13 protein-coding genes are annotated in these 18,056 nt (G+C 34.7%); 7 read left to right on the top strand and 6 right to left on the bottom strand.

Annotated elements, in window-relative coordinates:
* Positions 1-85 precede the first annotated feature (85 nt).
* On the top strand, positions 86-556 hold the full coding sequence (locus GOQ24_RS13200; RefSeq protein ID WP_160339907.1) for an META domain-containing protein: 471 nt from the start codon (positions 86-88) through the stop codon (positions 554-556).
* A gap of 91 nt (positions 557-647) precedes the next feature.
* On the opposite strand, the gene GOQ24_RS13195 is transcribed toward GOQ24_RS13200, so the two are convergent.
* Genes GOQ24_RS13195 through tsaD form a run of 4 tightly spaced genes read right to left on the bottom strand, consistent with a single transcriptional unit; the run spans position 648 to position 4,685 of the window.
* Positions 648-1,844 carry a THUMP-like domain-containing protein gene (locus GOQ24_RS13195; protein ID WP_160339906.1) on the bottom strand — a complete coding sequence of 399 codons (1,197 nt, stop codon included), beginning with the start codon at positions 1,842-1,844 and terminating at the stop codon, positions 648-650.
* On the bottom strand, positions 1,845-2,936 hold the full coding sequence (locus tag GOQ24_RS13190) for an AI-2E family transporter (protein ID WP_155091659.1): 1,092 nt from the start codon (positions 2,934-2,936) through the stop codon (positions 1,845-1,847).
* Between the two features lie 7 nt (positions 2,937-2,943).
* Positions 2,944-3,651, bottom strand: a complete 708-nt coding sequence (locus tag GOQ24_RS13185) for a 16S rRNA (uracil(1498)-N(3))-methyltransferase (protein WP_155091660.1) — start codon at positions 3,649-3,651, stop codon at positions 2,944-2,946.
* Positions 3,652-3,662: 11 nt separating this feature from the next.
* Positions 3,663-4,685 carry a tRNA (adenosine(37)-N6)-threonylcarbamoyltransferase complex transferase subunit TsaD gene (tsaD, locus tag GOQ24_RS13180; protein WP_160339905.1) on the bottom strand — a complete coding sequence of 341 codons (1,023 nt, stop codon included), beginning with the start codon at positions 4,683-4,685 and terminating at the stop codon, positions 3,663-3,665.
* Between the two features lie 234 nt (positions 4,686-4,919).
* Between tsaD and GOQ24_RS13175 the strand changes: the two genes are divergently transcribed.
* From GOQ24_RS13175 to GOQ24_RS13150, 6 genes are all read left to right on the top strand, one after another.
* On the top strand, positions 4,920-9,308 hold the full coding sequence (locus GOQ24_RS13175; RefSeq protein WP_317165487.1) for a translocation/assembly module TamB domain-containing protein: 4,389 nt from the start codon (positions 4,920-4,922) through the stop codon (positions 9,306-9,308).
* A 110-nt stretch (positions 9,309-9,418) separates the two neighbouring features.
* On the top strand, positions 9,419-10,405 hold the full coding sequence (gene pfkA, locus GOQ24_RS13170; protein WP_155091663.1) for a 6-phosphofructokinase: 987 nt from the start codon (positions 9,419-9,421) through the stop codon (positions 10,403-10,405).
* 27 nt (positions 10,406-10,432) lie between these two features.
* The gene (gap, locus tag GOQ24_RS13165; RefSeq protein ID WP_155091664.1) at positions 10,433-11,434 is read left to right on the top strand and encodes a type I glyceraldehyde-3-phosphate dehydrogenase; all 1,002 of its coding nucleotides are present in this window, start codon (positions 10,433-10,435) and stop codon (positions 11,432-11,434) included.
* A 9-nt stretch (positions 11,435-11,443) separates the two neighbouring features.
* Positions 11,444-12,289, top strand: a complete 846-nt coding sequence (locus GOQ24_RS13160; RefSeq protein ID WP_155091665.1) for a BadF/BadG/BcrA/BcrD ATPase family protein — start codon at positions 11,444-11,446, stop codon at positions 12,287-12,289.
* Between the two features lie 7 nt (positions 12,290-12,296).
* Positions 12,297-12,674 carry a methylglyoxal synthase gene (locus GOQ24_RS13155; protein ID WP_155091666.1) on the top strand — a complete coding sequence of 126 codons (378 nt, stop codon included), beginning with the start codon at positions 12,297-12,299 and terminating at the stop codon, positions 12,672-12,674.
* Positions 12,675-12,833: 159 nt separating this feature from the next.
* On the top strand, positions 12,834-14,777 hold the full coding sequence (locus GOQ24_RS13150; protein ID WP_155091667.1) for a DUF3857 domain-containing protein: 1,944 nt from the start codon (positions 12,834-12,836) through the stop codon (positions 14,775-14,777).
* Between the two features lie 86 nt (positions 14,778-14,863).
* Here the strand turns inward: GOQ24_RS13150 and GOQ24_RS13145 are convergent, their stop codons facing one another.
* Positions 14,864-15,244: a Rid family detoxifying hydrolase gene (locus tag GOQ24_RS13145; RefSeq protein ID WP_155091668.1), complete on the bottom strand. Its 381-nt coding sequence runs from the start codon at positions 15,242-15,244 to the stop codon at positions 14,864-14,866.
* A gap of 24 nt (positions 15,245-15,268) precedes the next feature.
* A complete protein-coding gene (locus GOQ24_RS13140) occupies positions 15,269-17,995 on the bottom strand; it encodes a putative LPS assembly protein LptD (protein ID WP_160339904.1) in 2,727 nt (908 codons plus the stop codon).
* Between the last annotated feature and the right edge of the window lie 61 nt (positions 17,996-18,056).

Genomic DNA, 18,056 nt, shown 5'->3' with positions numbered 1-18,056 from the left:
AAGTGACTGTTTGTTTTGTTTTTTATATCTTTAACCAAGAGTGATATTACACTTGATTTGAAAACAAAATAAATCTTGGCTTGATATGGGAGGAAAATTTAGTTTATTTTTTGCAGTATTTTTGTGTACATTAGGGTTAATGGCTTGTAAAAGTCAATTGCCAATGCAGAGTGATAACAAGACAAAAGAGAATATGTCGAATAAATTAACTACCTCGTCTTGGACACTGGAGTCCGTTGCTAATGGGGAAGGGGGACAATTAATATCCTCTAAAACTTTTGGAGATGAAATACCAGTAATAACTTTTAATTTAGAAGATTTAAAAGTGCAGGGTTTCGATGGATGTAATACGTTTTCTGGTAGCTTCTCTATCCAGAGAGATAGTCAAATAGAGATAGATAAGCGATTAAAGTCTACGCGTATGTTTTGTGAAGCAGTGCCCTCAGGTGCTTTTCTAAAGGCATTGTTTAACGCGACACAATACGAGTTAAATGCGAATAAATTAGTTCTTAAAAGCGATACTCAGCAGTTGATGGTCCTAGTGAAGCAACAGTAGATTTGGTGTTTAGCTATTGTTAAGAATAAACTTTGATATACAGACAATTAGATGTAAAAATAATGGGAGCGAATTAATCGCTCCCATTTTATTATATTTTAGTTTCTATTTTTGTTTTAAGACATTTGATAAAAACTTTCTCTTGATTGTTTAAGGTGGTGAAAAAAAGGTATTGCTCACCGCCATCTTTAATCTTCCATTTTTTGCGGAGTTCTTCTACCTTTATTGGAAAGTTACGCGTTGTTACATTGGCCTTGGTATTGGTTAGATACAATTTAGCGTTTGCTTTGTTGTAGGGGATGACCTCTTGTATTTCAAATGACCTACCTGAAAAGTTTTCAATTAAATTGTCACTTGTATATAGTTGAGAGTGTTGATGTAATTTCTCAATTTTATAGTAAGGACAAATACAGTCAAATTTTCCAGTTTTTAGTACAGCACTATTAGGCTCATATAAAAACTTTTTAGGTAAAGCGTAAACAGGCTCACAACTTTGGTCGAGTGTAGTCTTAAAAGTGCTAATTTGATTGTGGTGTATATTAACAGCGGTTAATTCAACGCTTGCAATACTTCCTTTTTTTAACACCCACAAGAGCTCTTTTACTTCATTGTTTAATGCAATGATGTGAATTGCGCTAACGTGCTTTAGTTCATTAAGCCCTGCGTGAATATCCAAAAGGGGAGAGGTCTTAATTAGCACATTATTTGTATGCGAAAATAGAAGTTCTAAATGTTCAGGTACGTTGGGCAAACAATCACTTAAAAAGAATACTTTCTCTTTGGATTGATTTCTTCGTGCGGGATCAACGTAAATCCAGTCCCATTGTTTTTTCTGCTCAGCTATATACACTAAGCTATCTCCACAGTGTGTGGTAATATTCTTGACACCTAATTGATTATAGTTATGAGCTACCATATGACTTAGGTAGGACTGCATCTCACAGTGTACAACTTGTTTTATATGCTTTGCAAAGTAAAGACAATCCACACCAAAGCCTCCAGTAAGGTCAATTAGACTCTCACCAAAAACTAAGTTCGCTTTGTACTTAGCACATACCTCAGATGAAGTTTGTTCAATAGAAAGCTTAGCAGGGTACAATATATTTGGACTGTTGTACCAAGTCGGAAGTTTGTCAATACACTTTTGCTTAGCTTCGATTTGCATGAGCAAATCACTCATTTCAATATGTTGAAAAGGAGATTTTTTAAAAGCTAAATCTTTATTGTTTTTATCAAGGTGATCATTAATGTACTCTTGAACTTCAAGAGCTAATAAAGGATTTTCCAATTATAACTTTTTGGTTAATATTTGAATAAAGCGAACATTTGGCAAGAACTCTTTAGCTATAACTTTTATACAAGTATAAATAGGGACAGCTGCAATCATTCCAAAAATTCCTGAGAACATTCCAGAGGCTAGAATAACAATGAATATCTCTAAAGGATGTGATTTAACGCTATTTGAAAAGATCAAAGGCTGGTTTACAACGTTGTCGATTAGTTGAATAAATAAAAAGCCAAACATAACTGTTAACGCCTTTGGTAGAGTAACTTCTGTTATGTTATCGCCTAAAAAGCTCAACATGGTAAACAAAACTGCAAGGACGTTTCCAATTAGTGGGCCTATATATGGAATGATGTTTAAGATAGCACATAAGAATGCGATCATTAAGGCACCATTTACTCCAACTATTGCTAAAAGGATAAAACTCAAAATAAAGATAACCGTAATTTGAGCTACTAGTCCAAGAAAGTATCTCGACAGTAGATTGTTAATTTTATCCAATGAAGTTAATACTTTGTTTTCGTGTTTACTTGGGAATATCTTCTTGAACTGGTATTCTAAGATAACTTGATCTTTTAAAAAGAAAAAAGTGATAAATAAAATAGCAAAAACTCCCATTCCAAACTCACTTAGAAAACCAAGTAATGTGTTGAATAAATTTGGAACAAAGTCTAGTTTGAGTTGAGATTTAAAATTCGCACTCTCTAAAAGGGTGTCTAAACTAAAGCCCTTGGTTGATAAATAAAGATCGAGTTTGTGAATTAACCCATTAAAATCCTCTTGCAAATGTGAGGTGTTTAAGACAGATAAGTTCTGTGCTTGTGTGGTAAATAAAGGGATAAACATAAATATAAAGCCGATAAAGAAAGCGATGTAAATAACAATAGTTATCACAACGGCTAAGGTGCGCTTTATACGTAGTTTTTTCTTAAAAAACTCTACTAAAGGTTTACCTATCAATGCTAAGACAAAAGCCAAGGCAGTATAGATAAAAAGAGAACTAATTTGCAATATTAACATTGCACCTAGGTATATTGCTACTAATATTAAAACAGCTCTTACAATACCTTTAGAAATCGTTTTTGAATCAACCATAAATATTTTATTCGTTTGTGAATATAAAACTGTGTACCGCAACTACCGCTGCAGTTTCAGTGCGTAACCTTGTGTGTCCAAGAGAAACAGGCTTATAACCTTTGTCAAGAGCTAATTGTATTTCACTTGGAGAGAAATCTCCTTCTGGACCTACTAAAAGTAAATAATTTTTGTGAGGTAATATACTGTCTTTTAACAAAATTTTTTCTTGGTCTTCCTCACAATGAGCAATGTATAATTCTCCTTGGTGATCTTGATTCAAAAATTCTTTTAGAGAAATAGGTTGATTGAGTTTCGGCAAGTACATTTGAAGGGATTGTTTCATTGCTGATTGAACAATTCTTTCAAATCGCTCGGTCTTAACTATCTTTCTTTCCGAATGTTCACAGATAATTGGCGTTATTTCGTGAATGCCTATTTCAGTGGCTTTTTCCAAGAACCACTCGTAGCGTTCATTCATCTTGGTAGGAGCCACGGCTAAGTGCAGTCGAAATGGGGTATGTGGGATTAATTTATGTTCGATAATTTGAGTCATACAAGCTTTGTCGGAATCTAAAGTAATCTCAGTGGTGAATAAATTCCCATTGCCATCCGTTACATGAAGCGTATCTCCAATTTTTCGTCTAAGGACTTTTATGATGTGTTTACTTTCGTCTTTGTCAAAAGTAAAAGTAGGGTTATCAGTACTGATATTTGGGGAATAAAATAATTGCATAAGTTTGGTTTTTAAAATTCTATACGAGCTTTTGATACGATGGAAGAATCGGCAAATATTGATTCGCAATATCTATAATAACCCACAATACCTATCATCGCAGCATTATCAGTTGTGTATTCAAACTTTGGAATAAAGGTTTTCCACTTGTATTTGTCTTCTGCTTGTTTGAGTGTTTGTCGAATACCTGAATTGGCAGAAACCCCACCACCTATAGCAATTTGCTTTATGCCAGTTTGTTTAACAGCTAATTTTAATTTATCCATTAAGATCTGGATAATCGTATATTGAATAGAAGCACAGATATCTGCTTTGTTTTCTTCTATAAAATTAGGATTCTCCTTCACACTCTTTTGTATAAAATACAAGATTTGTGTTTTTAAGCCACTGAAACTAAGGTTTAACCCATCTACTTTTGGCTTTGTAAATTGAAAAGCTTTAGGATTACCTTCTTTGGCATACTTATCAATCAACGGGCCTCCAGGATAAGGGAATCCCAATATTTTTGCAGACTTGTCAAAAGCCTCACCAACAGCGTCATCAGTTGTTTCTCCCAGAATCTCTAAATCAAAAAAACTGTTTACTTTAACTATTTGAGTATGACCTCCTGAGATAGTCAAAGCAAGAAAGGGAAACTCTGGCTTGTCATAGCCCTGTTCATCAATAAAATGACATAGGATATGAGCGTGCATGTGATTCACAGCGACAAGGGGAATATTCAAGGCAAGAGACAGAGATTTTGCAAAGGATCCACCGACTAATAGTGATCCCATTAATCCTGGGCCTTGTGTAAAGGCAATTCCGTTTAATTCTTCTTTGGTTATTCCAGCTTTCTTTAAGGCGATATCCACAACTGGTACAATGTTTTGTTGGTGTGCACGAGAAGCTAATTCGGGCACTACACCACCATATTGTTCGTGTATTTCTTGTTTAGCTACTACATTTGACAATACTTTATTATTGTGCATTACCGCTGCTGATGTGTCATCACATGAGCTTTCTATAGCTAAAATATAAGTTGATTTAGAAGACATTCTCTATTTGAAATTTTTGTTTAAGAATAACTGTTTTAACTTGACAAAACATGGTATTCTATGTGGAAAAATACTTAAATTTGCTATTTGCTATTTTATTGTGAAATAAGCAAATAATTAGGCTGCAAATTTAAAACATAAAACGTTATCAAAAAATTTAAAAAAATAGTTTTTCGCCTTCTATTGGCGTTGGTGTGTCTGTTAGTTATCATAATAGCAACCTTGTCGTTACCTGTGGTTCAAAGTATCATGGCCAGCATTGCGGTAGAAAAAGTAAACGACAAGTTTGGTACTAAGTTCGACATCGACCGATTATATATTGATTTTTTTGGTAGAATTTCTCTAAGAGGTGTATCAGTAAGGGATAATCACGACTATAAGTTTATAGAAATTAAAAGTTTTAAAACGCGTATTACCGACTTTGACGCCTTAAAGAAGGGACAAATCTTTTTAGGAGATACTCATATCAGCAATCTATTTCTAAATATCCACAAGTACAAAGCAGAAGAAATGACTAATCTTGATGCTTTAATTGCAGTATTTGACAATGGAAAAGAAGGGGATGGTAAGTTTAGGTTAAAGTCGAAGAATATCTACATGAGTTCCTCTCATTTTAAAGTTTCTGACGATAACAATGAAACTGTCACAGCAGTTGACTTTAAAGAGTTAAATGGTGAGGTAAACAACTTTTTGATTAAAGGGCCAGAGATTTATGGTAATATCAAGAAGGCTTCTTTTAAAGATCACTGGGGGTTGAATGTAAATCGCCTTGCCGGAGATTTCTCTCATACAAAAACAACTATTGGTGTTAAGTCACTTGAACTAGTAACAGATCAATCTTCAATTGCAGGAGATTTACTCTTTAGTTTTGCTCAAGGAGATATGAAGTATTTTACCGATAAGGTAAACTGGGATTTTAAAATCAGTAAAGCTTCTTTGAATACTTCTGATTTAAATGTTTTTGCACCAGAGTTCTCCTCGAATAAACAGCTGTATTTTCAAGGAAGTATTGTTGGAGTGATGAACGATTTTCAATTGATTAATGCACGCTTACTCGACCAAAGTAATTCACAAGTAATAGGTCAATTTGCCTTTAGAAACGTCTTTGATAAAGATAAGCCGTTTTGGATGAAGACAAACTTGTCAAAGCTTTATATTTCTCGCTATAATTTAGTTAGTTTGATGCCTGATTTGCTGAAGTCAAAGTTACCTGAGTCTTTGGACAATATGGGAATGTTTGATATTCACGGTGAATTAGAGATGACTAAGCGTACCTTGAAAACTGATATTGACGTTTTAACTAATATTGGTAAAGGTAGAGCTAAGTTAGAGATTAATCATTTAAACGAGCCTGATTTAGCACAATATAAAGGGAATATAGCCCTGGATAAGTTTGACTTGGGAAGTTTTATTGACAACAAGCAATTCGGAGTAACTTCTTTCGATTTGTATGTGGATGGAAAAGGCTTTAATCAAGAATCTTTAAATACTTCTATTAAGGGGGATGTCTTTTCACTGGTGTTTGCCAAATATAAGTACACGTCAATTGCCGTAGATGGTACATTAAAGATGCCGTATTTTAAAGGTCTTGTTCACACTGATGATCCCAATTTAAAATTGGACTTTAATGGAAAAGTTGACTTTAGCTCGAAAGTGAAAAATTATGACTTTGTTGCAGACGTTGATTATGCTGATTTACACGCTTTAAAGTTTGTTAATGATACCCTTGCGCAGTTTAAGGGAAGTTTTGAGTTTAAAGCTTCTGGAAATTCGATAGAAGATTTAGAAGGGGTGTTTAAAGTAAACTCGTCTCAGTATAACAACACTAAAGATTTCTATGTTTTTGATGAGTTTTCTGTTACTTCGGCTTTTAATCAAGATGGCGAGCGTTCAATACAAATTAACTCAAAAGAAGCTATTAAAGGATATGTGATAGGAAAGTACAGGTTTAAGGATTTAAAGAGCTTGTTTACCAATGCTCTGGGAAGTCTATATACTAACTACAACCCTTATAAAATAGCTGAAGGTCAATATTTGGATTTTGATATCACAGTACACAATAGGTTGATAGAGGTATTTTTACCTCAGTTAACAGTCAGTGAGAGTACTCGTGTAGAAGGGTTGATTAACAATGATGAAAACGAGTTTAAGTTGCGCTTTGACTCACCGAGTATATCTTTAGATAAAATTGGGTTTCACAATATTGTTTTGTATGTAAATAACAATAACCCATTATATAATACCTATGTCTCAATTGATAGTGTAAGGACAGGTATGTATAAGATCTCAGACTTTAATTTACTGAACTTAACCCATAACGATACGCTATTTGTGCGTTCTGAGTTTAAGGGAGGGGATAATAATCGAGATGTCTTTAATTTAAACTTATATCACACCATTAATCAGGATAATATGTCTGTGGTTGGGTTTAAGAAATCAGATATCTTTTTCAAAGATTTTATTTGGAATGTCAATGAGAAAGAAGACAAAAGTAACAAAGTGATTTTCAATAAAAAGCTAACTGACTTTACCATTGATTCACTTGTGATGTCTCACAAAGGGCAAAGGGTAGCCCTTAGTGGTGTGATGCGAGATTCTACTTATAAGCACTTAGATTTGGACTTTTCTCAAGTTGAGCTAGCTAAGATTACACCTGATATTAATAACTTGAAGTTCTCAGGTATGATAGACGGGGATATTCACTTTTCTCAAGATAAAGATTTATTTCACCCAAGAGCTAATGTTGAGATAGATTCGCTTCATATTAATGATTATGATCTTGGAACTATGTTGTTTAAAGTAGATGGTAATGAAAAGTTAGATAACTTTAAAGTAGAATCGTCTATTTCAAAATTCGACAAGGAATCTTTTTACCTCAATGGAGATATCAATATAATCAATAAAAAGACCTATTTTAACTTAGAGTCTGGGTTTAAAGAATTTAGCTTAAAACCAATAGGACCACTTTTAAGTAGTGTGGCTTCCTCTATGCGAGGAACTGCATCAGGAAAGATTAGTATACTTGGAACACCGAGTGATCCAGAGGTCAATGGACGATTGTATCTAAGTAAAGCTGGATTTTTATCTAAGTTTACAGGAGTGGACTATTTGTTTGAGGAGCATTCAGCTCTGGATATTACCCAAAAACAATTTATCCTTAGAAACGCAAGAATTATAGATTCAAAATATAAGACCGAAGGAGTTGTTGACGGTTATGTTTCTCATAAAATGTTTAATGATTGGGCATTGAATTTAAAGTTGTCATCGCCTAATTTATTGGCATTAGACACCAAGTTTACTGAAGGTAGTTTATACTATGGAACAGCTTTTATCAATGGTCAGGCGAATTTAACTGGGCCTGTAGAAATGCTAAATATTGATATCAATGCCACTTCTAACAAAGGTACAGCGATTAAGATTCCTTTGAAAGAAGCTCAAAATACAGGGGAGAATAATTATATCTATTTCTTGACTCGCAAGGAAAAAGAGCTTCGAAAGAAAAGTAAAGATAGCGACCCGTATCGCTATAGAAATAGTGGAATAGAATTAGACTTTGAGTTTATTGTTACACCTGAGGCGGAAATAGAGATTATCTTAGATCGCGAATCCGGGCATGCCATGAAAGGTAAAGGAGCTGGTTTTATTACTATGGAAATTAATACTCTTGGAAAGTTTAATATGTGGGGGGATTTTCAAGCTTATGAAGGAGAGTATAACTTTAAATATGGAGGACTGATAGACAAGAGATTTGTAGTAAAAAAATATGGAACTATTCGCTGGGATGGTGATCCAATGAATGCTATACTTGACTTACAGGCAATTTATCACACAGAGGCAAACCCAAGAGTTATTGTTGATAATTCGATTATTAATAGAAAGGTACCAACAGATGTCGCTATTGTTTTAAACGGTAGTTTGAGTAGTCCAGAGGTAGATTTTGAAATTAACTTTCCAACGGTAAGTTCGGTTGTTAAATCTGAGTTGGACTACAAGTTAAGTGATAGAGATACCCGAGAAAGACAAGCTATGGCATTGTTAGCAACAGGGGCGTTTTTCTCATCAGATAATTCGTCTTCCGCTTTAGCTGGTAGTTTATTTGAAAGAGCCAGTAGCATCTTTGATGACTTATTCTCTGATGAGGATGACAAATTCAAAGTGGGCTTAAACTACGCTCAGGGAGAGCGAAATCCATACACGCAAACAGAAGGGCGTTTAGGGGTTACTTTCTCAACTAAAGTTAACGATCGCATTTCTGTCAATGGAAAACTGGGAGTACCTGTAGGAGGGGAAGAACAATCTGTGATCGTAGGGGATGTAGAGGTCTTGTTGCGCATTAATGAAGAGGGAACATTAAATGCTCGTTTTTTCAATAGGGAGAACGACATCAATTACTTAGGAGAAGGTATTGGTTATACACAAGGAGTAGGTTTGACTTATGAAGTGGACTTTGACACTTTTAAGGAGTTATTGTCTAAAATTTTGAATCAAGCAGACAAGCGCGCCAAGGAAAAGAAAGAGAAAGAAAAGAAGGAAAATAGTAGGACAGAAGAACTACCAGACTCTGATTTTAATCGCGATTTTATTAAATTTTATGAGGATCGTAGAAGAAATAATTCTAAATAGTTCAAATGTTAATTATTTAACAAAATTATAATACCAAAATAAGAATTAAACATCCAATAATCTTGTCCAAGTAACGATTATTTGCTAAATTTACTCAAAATTTTAATCATATGAGTAAGGCAATAAAAAGAATAGGTGTTTTAACTTCTGGAGGTGATGCTCCGGGTATGAATGCAGCCATTAGAGCTATTGTTCGTACTTGTTCATTCCATGGAGTAGAGTGTATAGGAGTATTTCGTGGTTTTCAAGGGCTTGTTGAGGGTGATTTTGAAGTATTAGGTCCAAGAGATGTAAACTACATTATTAATAAAGGGGGAACTATTTTAAAAACAGCAAGATGTGCTGCATTTAAGACTTCAGAAGGTAGACAGGCTGCATACGATAATTTGAAGAAAGCAGAGATAGATGCTTTAATTGTTATCGGTGGAGATGGAAGTTTTACTGGAGCAATGGTCTTGAGTAAAGAGTTTGACATTCCTGTAATGGGAATACCTGGTACGATTGACAATGATATTCATGGAACCAGTCATACCATTGGTTTTGACACAGCATTAAATACAGTAGTAGATGCGGTGGATAAGATTAGAGATACTGCGAGTTCACATAAGCGTCTATTCTTTGTAGAGGTTATGGGGCGTGATGCTGGACATATTGCATTAAATGCAGGTATCGGAGCAGGAGCAGAGGAAATATTGATCCCAGAAGAAGATTTGGGATTAGAAAGGCTACTTGAGTCTTTGAAGAAAAGTAAAAAATCAGGAAAATCATCTAGTATAGTAATTGTTGCAGAAGGAGAAAGACTCGGTAAAAACGTATTTGAATTAGGGGAATACGTAGAAGAGAACTTACCTGAGTATGAAGTGCGTGTATCAGTATTAGGTCATATGCAAAGGGGTGGGGCGCCTTCTTGTTTTGACAGGGTACTTGCAAGTAGATTAAGTGTAAAAGCAGTAGAAACTTTACTAGAGGGTCAAAGTAACTTTATGGTGGGGCTTATCAACGATCAGGTTGCCTTAACTCCACTTGAACAAGCTGTGAAAGGGCATTCTCCAATAGATAAAGATCTGTTGAGAGTATCAGATATAATTACAATTTAAAAAAATAACTTAATAAAAAAAGATATTATGAAGACAAGAATAGGGATTAACGGTTTCGGACGTATTGGACGTTTAATGTTTAGAGAAGCAGTAAAAAGAAGTGATGTGGAAATTGTAGCTGTAAACGATTTAATGCAAGTTGAGCATTTAGCTTATTTGATTAAATACGATTCAGTACATGGACGTTTTGATGGAACAGTTGAAGTGAAAGATGGCAACTTGGTAATTAATGGAAAAACAGTTCGTGTAACTGCTGAAAAAGATCCATTAATGCTTAAATGGGATGAAGTAAAAGTAGATGTTGTTGCTGACTGTACAGGTATTTTTACAAACCTTGAAGGTGCGCAAAAACACATTGATGCAGGAGCTAAGAAAGTTTTGATTTCTGCACCTTCTGCTGATGCTCCAATGTTTGTAATGGGAGTGAATGAGAAAGAGTTAAAAGCAACAGATACAATTATCTCAAATGCATCTTGTACTACTAACTGTCTAGCTCCATTAGCTAAAGTTCTAAATGACAAGTTTGGAATTGTTGAAGGTTTAATGACTACAATTCACGCTACAACTGCAACTCAGTTTACTGTGGATGGTCCTTCTAAGAAAGACTACAGAGGTGGACGTTCAGCTTTATTAAATATTATTCCTGCTTCAACAGGTGCGGCTAAAGCTGTAGGTAAAGTTATTCCTGAATTGAAAGGTAAATTAACGGGTATGTCTATGCGTGTTCCAACAGCTGACGTATCTACTGTGGATTTAACTGTGAAATTAGGTAAAGAAACTTCTTACGAGGAAGTAATGGCTGTACTTAAAAAAGCAAGTGAAAACGAATTAAAAGGTGTTATGTTATATGTTGAAGATGACGTAGTTTCTCAAGACTTCGTATCTAATACACACACTTGTATCGTTGACTCTAAAGCTGGTATTGGATTAAACAGTACATTCTTTAAATTCGTAGCATGGTACGATAATGAGTATGGTTATTCTTCTAAAATGGTTGAAATGGCTATTCATTTAAACAGTGTAAAATAATTTAAAACAATGAAGATTATAGTCGATAGTGGTTCTACTAAGGCTGATTGGATCTTCTTTGACCAAAATAAGAATTTAATAACTTCGGTAACCAGTCTTGGACTTAATCCCGAAGTTATTACTTTAGATGAGTTCTTTACCCGCGTTAATACTATTCCTGATATTAGGAGAAATAAGAACGAGGTTAAAGAACTTTATTTTTATGGCTCAGGATGTGGATCAGATAGAACAAGAAGTATTGTAAAAAGGTTTTTTGAGGAGTATTTTGACAATTGCAAAAGTATTCACATTCACGAAGATACCTTTGCTGCTATATATGCAACTGTAAAAAAAGGCGAAAAAGGGATTGTCTGCATTAATGGGACGGGTTCTAATGTAACCTATTTTGATGGGGAAAAAGCTCACCAGAGGATACAGTCACTTGGGTATATGGCAATGGATGATTGTAGTGGAAGTGCATTTGGAAGAATTTTGATAAAGTCTTATTTCTTAAAGATGATGCCAGTTGATTTGGCAATAGCTTTTTCTGCTAAATATGATATTGATGCAGATGTTGTGAAATACAACTTTTACAAGAAGGAGAACCCCAATGCCTATATGGCTTCTTTTCTACCGTTTTTAATAGAGCATAAAGAACATGAGTACTTTAAGAAGTTGATTAGAGAACAGATTAAGTTCTTTGTAGATAATTATATTAAAAATTATCCTGAGTATTTGGAATGTCCTGTTAGTTTTGTTGGTTCTGTTGCGTACTTTCTTCAGGATGAACTTGTGGAAATATTGCAGGAAGAAGGCATTGCTTTAGGTCGTATTATTCAGAAACCTTTAGATGGGTTAATAGATTATCATAAATAATAGAATTATGGAAATAGCTATAGTAGCACATGATGCTAAGAAAAAGGAGATGCTTGAGTTTATTAAAAAGAACAAAGCTATTCTCTCTAAAGAGGGAATTAGCCTGATAGCTACTGGTACAACTGGGAGTATGGCTCAAGATGTTGGTTTTGAAGTTAAACGCATGTTGTCAGGTCCTCTTGGAGGGGATGCTCAGATTGCAGGAAGAGTGGCAGAAGGTAAAACGGCAATGGTTTTATTCTTTAAAGATCCACTTGGCAAACATCCACACGAACCAGATATCAATATGTTATTGCGCGTATGTGACGTTCACAATGTGCCTTTGGCAACTAACGTAGCTACTGCACAAATGCTTTTACAGGCCATTGATAGTGAAGTGAAATAGCGTAAAACAAGATCAATAAAAGCACCTTTAAAAGAAAGGTGCTTTTTTTATTGCTTATTTTAAAGGTAGGAAGGGTAATTATTCGATTCCTTACAGGCCTAAGAGTGCTTATTTTTGTAAATTTGGTTTTTACAGCTTATAAATAATTAAATCGTATATATGAAAAAGATACTATTGTTTGTTTTCTTATTGGGGTATAGTGCTGTTTTCTCTCAAGAGTTTGAGTTTGAAAAAGCCGACTTCACTGAAGTTTCTAAATCTGATATAGAGGCACTTTCCGATGAAGGTGGTTTATTGTTATATGACCAAAAAGTAGAGTTAAAAGTTGGTGGGTTGAATGATATGGTAACCAGCTTTAACTTAGTTCACTATCAACAATATGTGGCAAGTGACTCGAGTGCGGCAGCTTTTCAGAAGGTACTAGCGCGTGATCCAAAAGACGAGCATACGGTAAAGCAGAAATTGCGTATAATCAAACCTAATGGACAGGTAGTTAATTTTAGCAATGATAGCATTAAAGAATTTACCAATGAACAAGCGGGATTTGTCATTCACTACTTTGATGTAGAAGGCATGGAGAAGGGGAGTGTAGTTGAATATGTTGGCATTTGGTCGGAAGATGGTGTTATCGATGGTGTGGATGTTAAATTGCAAAGTGATGTACCGGTTATAAAGAGTAAGTTTGAACTGATCTATCCTGATAACATTATTATTAAGATGAAAGCCTATAATGGGCTTAATACTCCTGTGTATAATGAAGAAGCCTACAATGGAAAGTCTTCATATGTAGTTGAGCACAATAATCTTGAAGCAATGATATCAAATGATGAGTATACTAATCTTATAAAGAACATCAAATTTCTTCGTTATAAAGTAGATGGTATTTACGGTGGAGTAGAGAAAGATTTCTTTAACTACAAGTTTTTCGTTGATGATTTCTTAGCTAAACGCAATCGTCCACTTAGCAATCAAGAGTTAAGCGTAGCTAACGATTTTTATAAGAAAGTAAGGAAATCGGATAACCTTATGTTGAGCTTGAGAAATATTGAGTTTGCTATTAAATCGAGTGTGGTAATTTCTCCAGAGGAATTAAAAACTTTAGACAGGGTAATTTCGGAGCATACAGGGCATTTAACTGATGTTTTAAGGCTTTATGATGTGATGTTTAAGAATCTTGGGGTAAAGTATGAATTAGTTCTTACAACAAAGAAAAATCAACAAGTATATGATGCGAGTTTTCCAACGCGTTTAAACTTTACAGATGCTTTGTTTTACTTTCCAAGTTTAGATGCATATATGGATCCATTCTCTTACGAGTATTTTATCCCGCTTTCCAATACTGCTTATCACCATAATCAAGGTTTATTTGTTACAACAAGAGAGTTTGCTGGAATGGAAACGATAGCTTATGACAATAAACAATTAAGCTTGAATACTTTTGAAACAAAAGACGTTTTTAAGGCAGAAGTAGATTTGAGAAATTTGAATCAAGTTAGCGTAAAAACGCAACATAGTATATCAGGAGAAAGAGGTATTGATTTCCAAAAGTACTTTTTGTTACTCAATTCTAATACCATAGCTGATTTTAAAAATTTCCTTGCTAAAGCATATTCTAATGATGCGACTGATTTTAATATAGATGTAAAGAATACCTCTTTTGATGATTATGCTATAAAGCCATTTGTCTTTAATGTGAATTACAAAGCAGATCACTTGTTTGAGCAAACAGAAGGTGCTTATATTTTTAAAGTTGGGAAGTTAATTGGCGATCAAGTTAGGCTTGAAGCAGAAGAAGAACGACTGTGGCCAATTGAATTAACTACAGCTGTTGATTATAAACGCACAATTACAGTCCAACTACCAAAAGGGTATAAGGTTGAAAACTTAAAAGATTTGAATATTCACGAGAAATTGAAAGTTGATGGAAAGATTGTAGGGGAGTTTAAATCGAGTTATAAAGTAAAAGACGATATTTTGAGTATTGATTGTATAGAAATCTATGATTTTGTAGAGATTGATAAAAAGTACTGGCAAGAGTATCGTACTGTGATCAATGCTGCAGCTGTGTTTAACGATGTGAAATTAAAATTTACAGCGAAGTAAATTATATCGAAAAAGCTTCGGTTAACAACAATAAAAAAGCCAATGTGATTCACATTGGCTTTTTTTATATATTTTAAAATGTCAAATTACTTCGAAGCAATCATTGAGATTTCAACATTAACACCTCTTGGTAATTTTACCACTTGAATACATTCTCTTGCAGGAGCAGTAGCCGCAGTAAAGTAACTTCCATAAATTTCATTTACCTTAGAAAAATCATTCATATCAGTTAAAAAAATAGTTGCTTTTACCACATTTTCGAAAGTCATATTTGAAGCAGCTAAAATAGCTTCCAAATTGAATAAGACTTGCTTAGTTTCGTCCTCTATTCCCGTTGTAACCAGCGTTTCTGTAGCTTGGTTAAAAGGGATTTGACCAGAGATAAACAATAAATCACCAACCATTACAGAGTGATTGTATGGTCCAATAGGTGCAGGTGCTTTATCTGAGTTTATTATTTTTTTCATGAGTTTATCTTTTTTAATATCCAATTATCTATATCTCTTATCTGGAGCTTTTCGTTTCTCCCATTTCACGTCACTTAACATAGATGAGCGAATTCCGATAAAGAATCCCCAACTTGTGTAGCTTCCAATAGGAACCCAGCTAAAGTCCATACGCCAACTCAGTAGGTCTCTTTCGAATCGAAGTTGAGTGAAGGTAACTCCTTTTTGCACGAAGTCATAACCACTGGAGAATCCAACTTTCCACTTAGGTGTTAAATCAATATTTCCAGATACCATGACCGAGTTGTTGACAATTTCGTTCTGTCTTTGAGCATTGCTGTAGGTCAATGAGTAGGCAAAGGTTAAGTCCCATGGTAATTTTGCATTAAAGAAACCGGCAAAAGGATCGTCGCCTTTGTCATTGTCGTTGTTGAACATACTCTGTCTGTTGTCTCCTAACTCCATTGTGCGTCCAAACAAATCATCTCCACGTCCACCATTGTCAATAGAGTTTTGGTTTTTATTGTCTGCAGATCCTCCAAACCAAGGGTCGTTGCTTGACATCGACCAGTTTACAGTCATATTAGCACTTGTAAGTCTAAATAAACTACCTCCGTTATCAATATTGAATTTATCAATACGTCTGTTGTTGTTATCCAGAGCATACGGGTCTAAAGTGGCATTGAAGTTAATTTGCATTTTATCTTTAAAAATGGCAGTCCCAGCGCTCACGCGTACAGGTGACCATTTTAATGAATCTGCGGACATATTATAACTTGTAGAAAAATTCAAACTATTTAAAAGCATAACTTTTTTAGGCTCTCCTTTTTCGTTTTCGTCATCTCTCATTTTAGCCTCAAATGTGTTGCTCAAGTTGAAGTTTAACATATTTGAGTTCTGTCTACCAGGTGCGCCAAATAGCCCTCCTTGGAATCTGGTGTAGTCTTGCATGGTTTGACCAGTGGCATCGATGGCGTAAGTGTCGTAGTACTGCTCAAAACTCGGTGTGTATGAGTATCCAACACTTGGACGCATTACGTGTCTAATAGCTTGGATTCTTCCGTCTTTGTTAAAGTTGAAAGTACCGTAAATGGTTGTACCAATATTCGTGTTGAAGTTATAAGTTCTAAAGCTATCAAAGCCATTAACACGTACATCTTCTACTTTGTTTGTCTGAGGGTTATACTCTTTTTTTATCGTATTCATATACCACACCTCGTTGTAGGTTGCACCAGCTGTAACCGAGAAGTATTTGAATAATTTAAAGTTGGTAGAAATAGGAATACTGTGTTGAAATCCGGTATTTAAACTGTCAAACATTTCTTGTTTAAAGAAATTGTCCTCGTGAATTCTCACTCTGTTTTCCCCTCTAACGTTATATGAAAAGTTCAAGTTCTTGATAATTCCCTTTTTTGCACCGTATTTTGGAGCAAATGGGAAGACACGGTCTACACTAACGTTTAAGGTAGGTAGTGTCATATTAACTTGTTTTGTATTTGTTGATTGTGAGTGCGTTGCAGTCAAAGACATGTTAACTTGTGGGACACTCTCAAATGTTTTAGAATAACTAATAGATGAGCTCATTGTATTGTTTAACGAAGCTCCAACGTTATAGGTGTTGTTTGTCTGTCTAAAGTATTGACTACTACCCATGTTTACCGATGCAGAGAATCTCGAATTTGGATTAGCTTTTGCATCTTGAGTGTGATTCCACTGTATATTGTAAAGTTTAGACGACATATAATCAGGAAGTCCACGTTCACTAAAGATATTGTTTTCATAGCGAACTAAAACGCGTCCATTGTATTTGTATCTCTTGGCATATTGGCTATTACCTCTTAATCCCCAACTACCATTGGTATAGTAATCTCCTTGTAGGGTTAAGTCTAAATTGTCGCTAACAGCAAAATAGTATCCTCCATTTTGAAGGTAGTATCCTTGTTGATTGGTATCTCCCACACTTGGGATGATAAATCCAGATGCAGCTTTTTCACTCATAGGGAAAAAGGCAAAAGGAAGTCCCAGTGGAGTAGGTACATCGGCAATAACCATATTGGTAGGACCTGTAACTACTTTCTTACCTGGTACCAACTTAATTTTCTTACTCTTAAAGTAATATTCTGGATTGTCTAAGTCTTTTGCAGTTGTGAAGATAACATCAGCCATAAAGTAGGTAGAGTCATTCTCCTTCTTTGTCACTTCAGCTTTGATGTTAAATTCTCCTTGTGAAGTTCTGGATTGAAAAACTAAAGCTTTGTGTGTTTTTGTATTATAGCGGATAGAATCTGGCTCTACCACTTGTCCTGCTTGCGTAAAAACAGGATATTGTGAAAGAACACCTAAGCTATCTTTGATTCCTCCAGCATAGATTTCGCTTTTATCGTAGTTGAATACGATTTTACCTGCTTTTAGGTTAAAGTCTTGGTAATTTATCTCAGCCTCGTCATAAAGTGTGATTTCATGACTTCTTTGGTCAAGTTTCTCGTAACCTTTCGCTTTTCTATCAACGATGTTTTCTAAAAAAGATTTAGGTTTTTGTTCTGCCGTATTTTTAATGTTTGGCAAAGAATCTTTTGTAATTTGAGTTGAATCCTTCTCTATAGGTAATAGCTTAGGTACTATAGTATCTTTGTTCGAAGCTATAGTATCACTCAAATTGTTGTTTGGTAGTACAGTGCGTTTCTTTCCAAACTCTTGTGCAGTAACATGGTAAGATGAAAATGCACTGTATAGAAATAAAACTAAAACGATATTGAAAATATTTGTTCGCAAATCTATTATATATGCTATTTTTGTAAAAGCTTGATTCGTTAATTTTAGCGTGTCAAACTTA

The organism is Myroides sp. LoEW2-1 (genome assembly GCF_009767705.1).
Taxonomy (GTDB): domain Bacteria; phylum Bacteroidota; class Bacteroidia; order Flavobacteriales; family Flavobacteriaceae; genus Flavobacterium; species Flavobacterium album_A.
The sequence above is the reverse complement of the archived record's forward strand: the minus strand, read 5'-3'. Positions and strand labels throughout refer to the sequence as shown.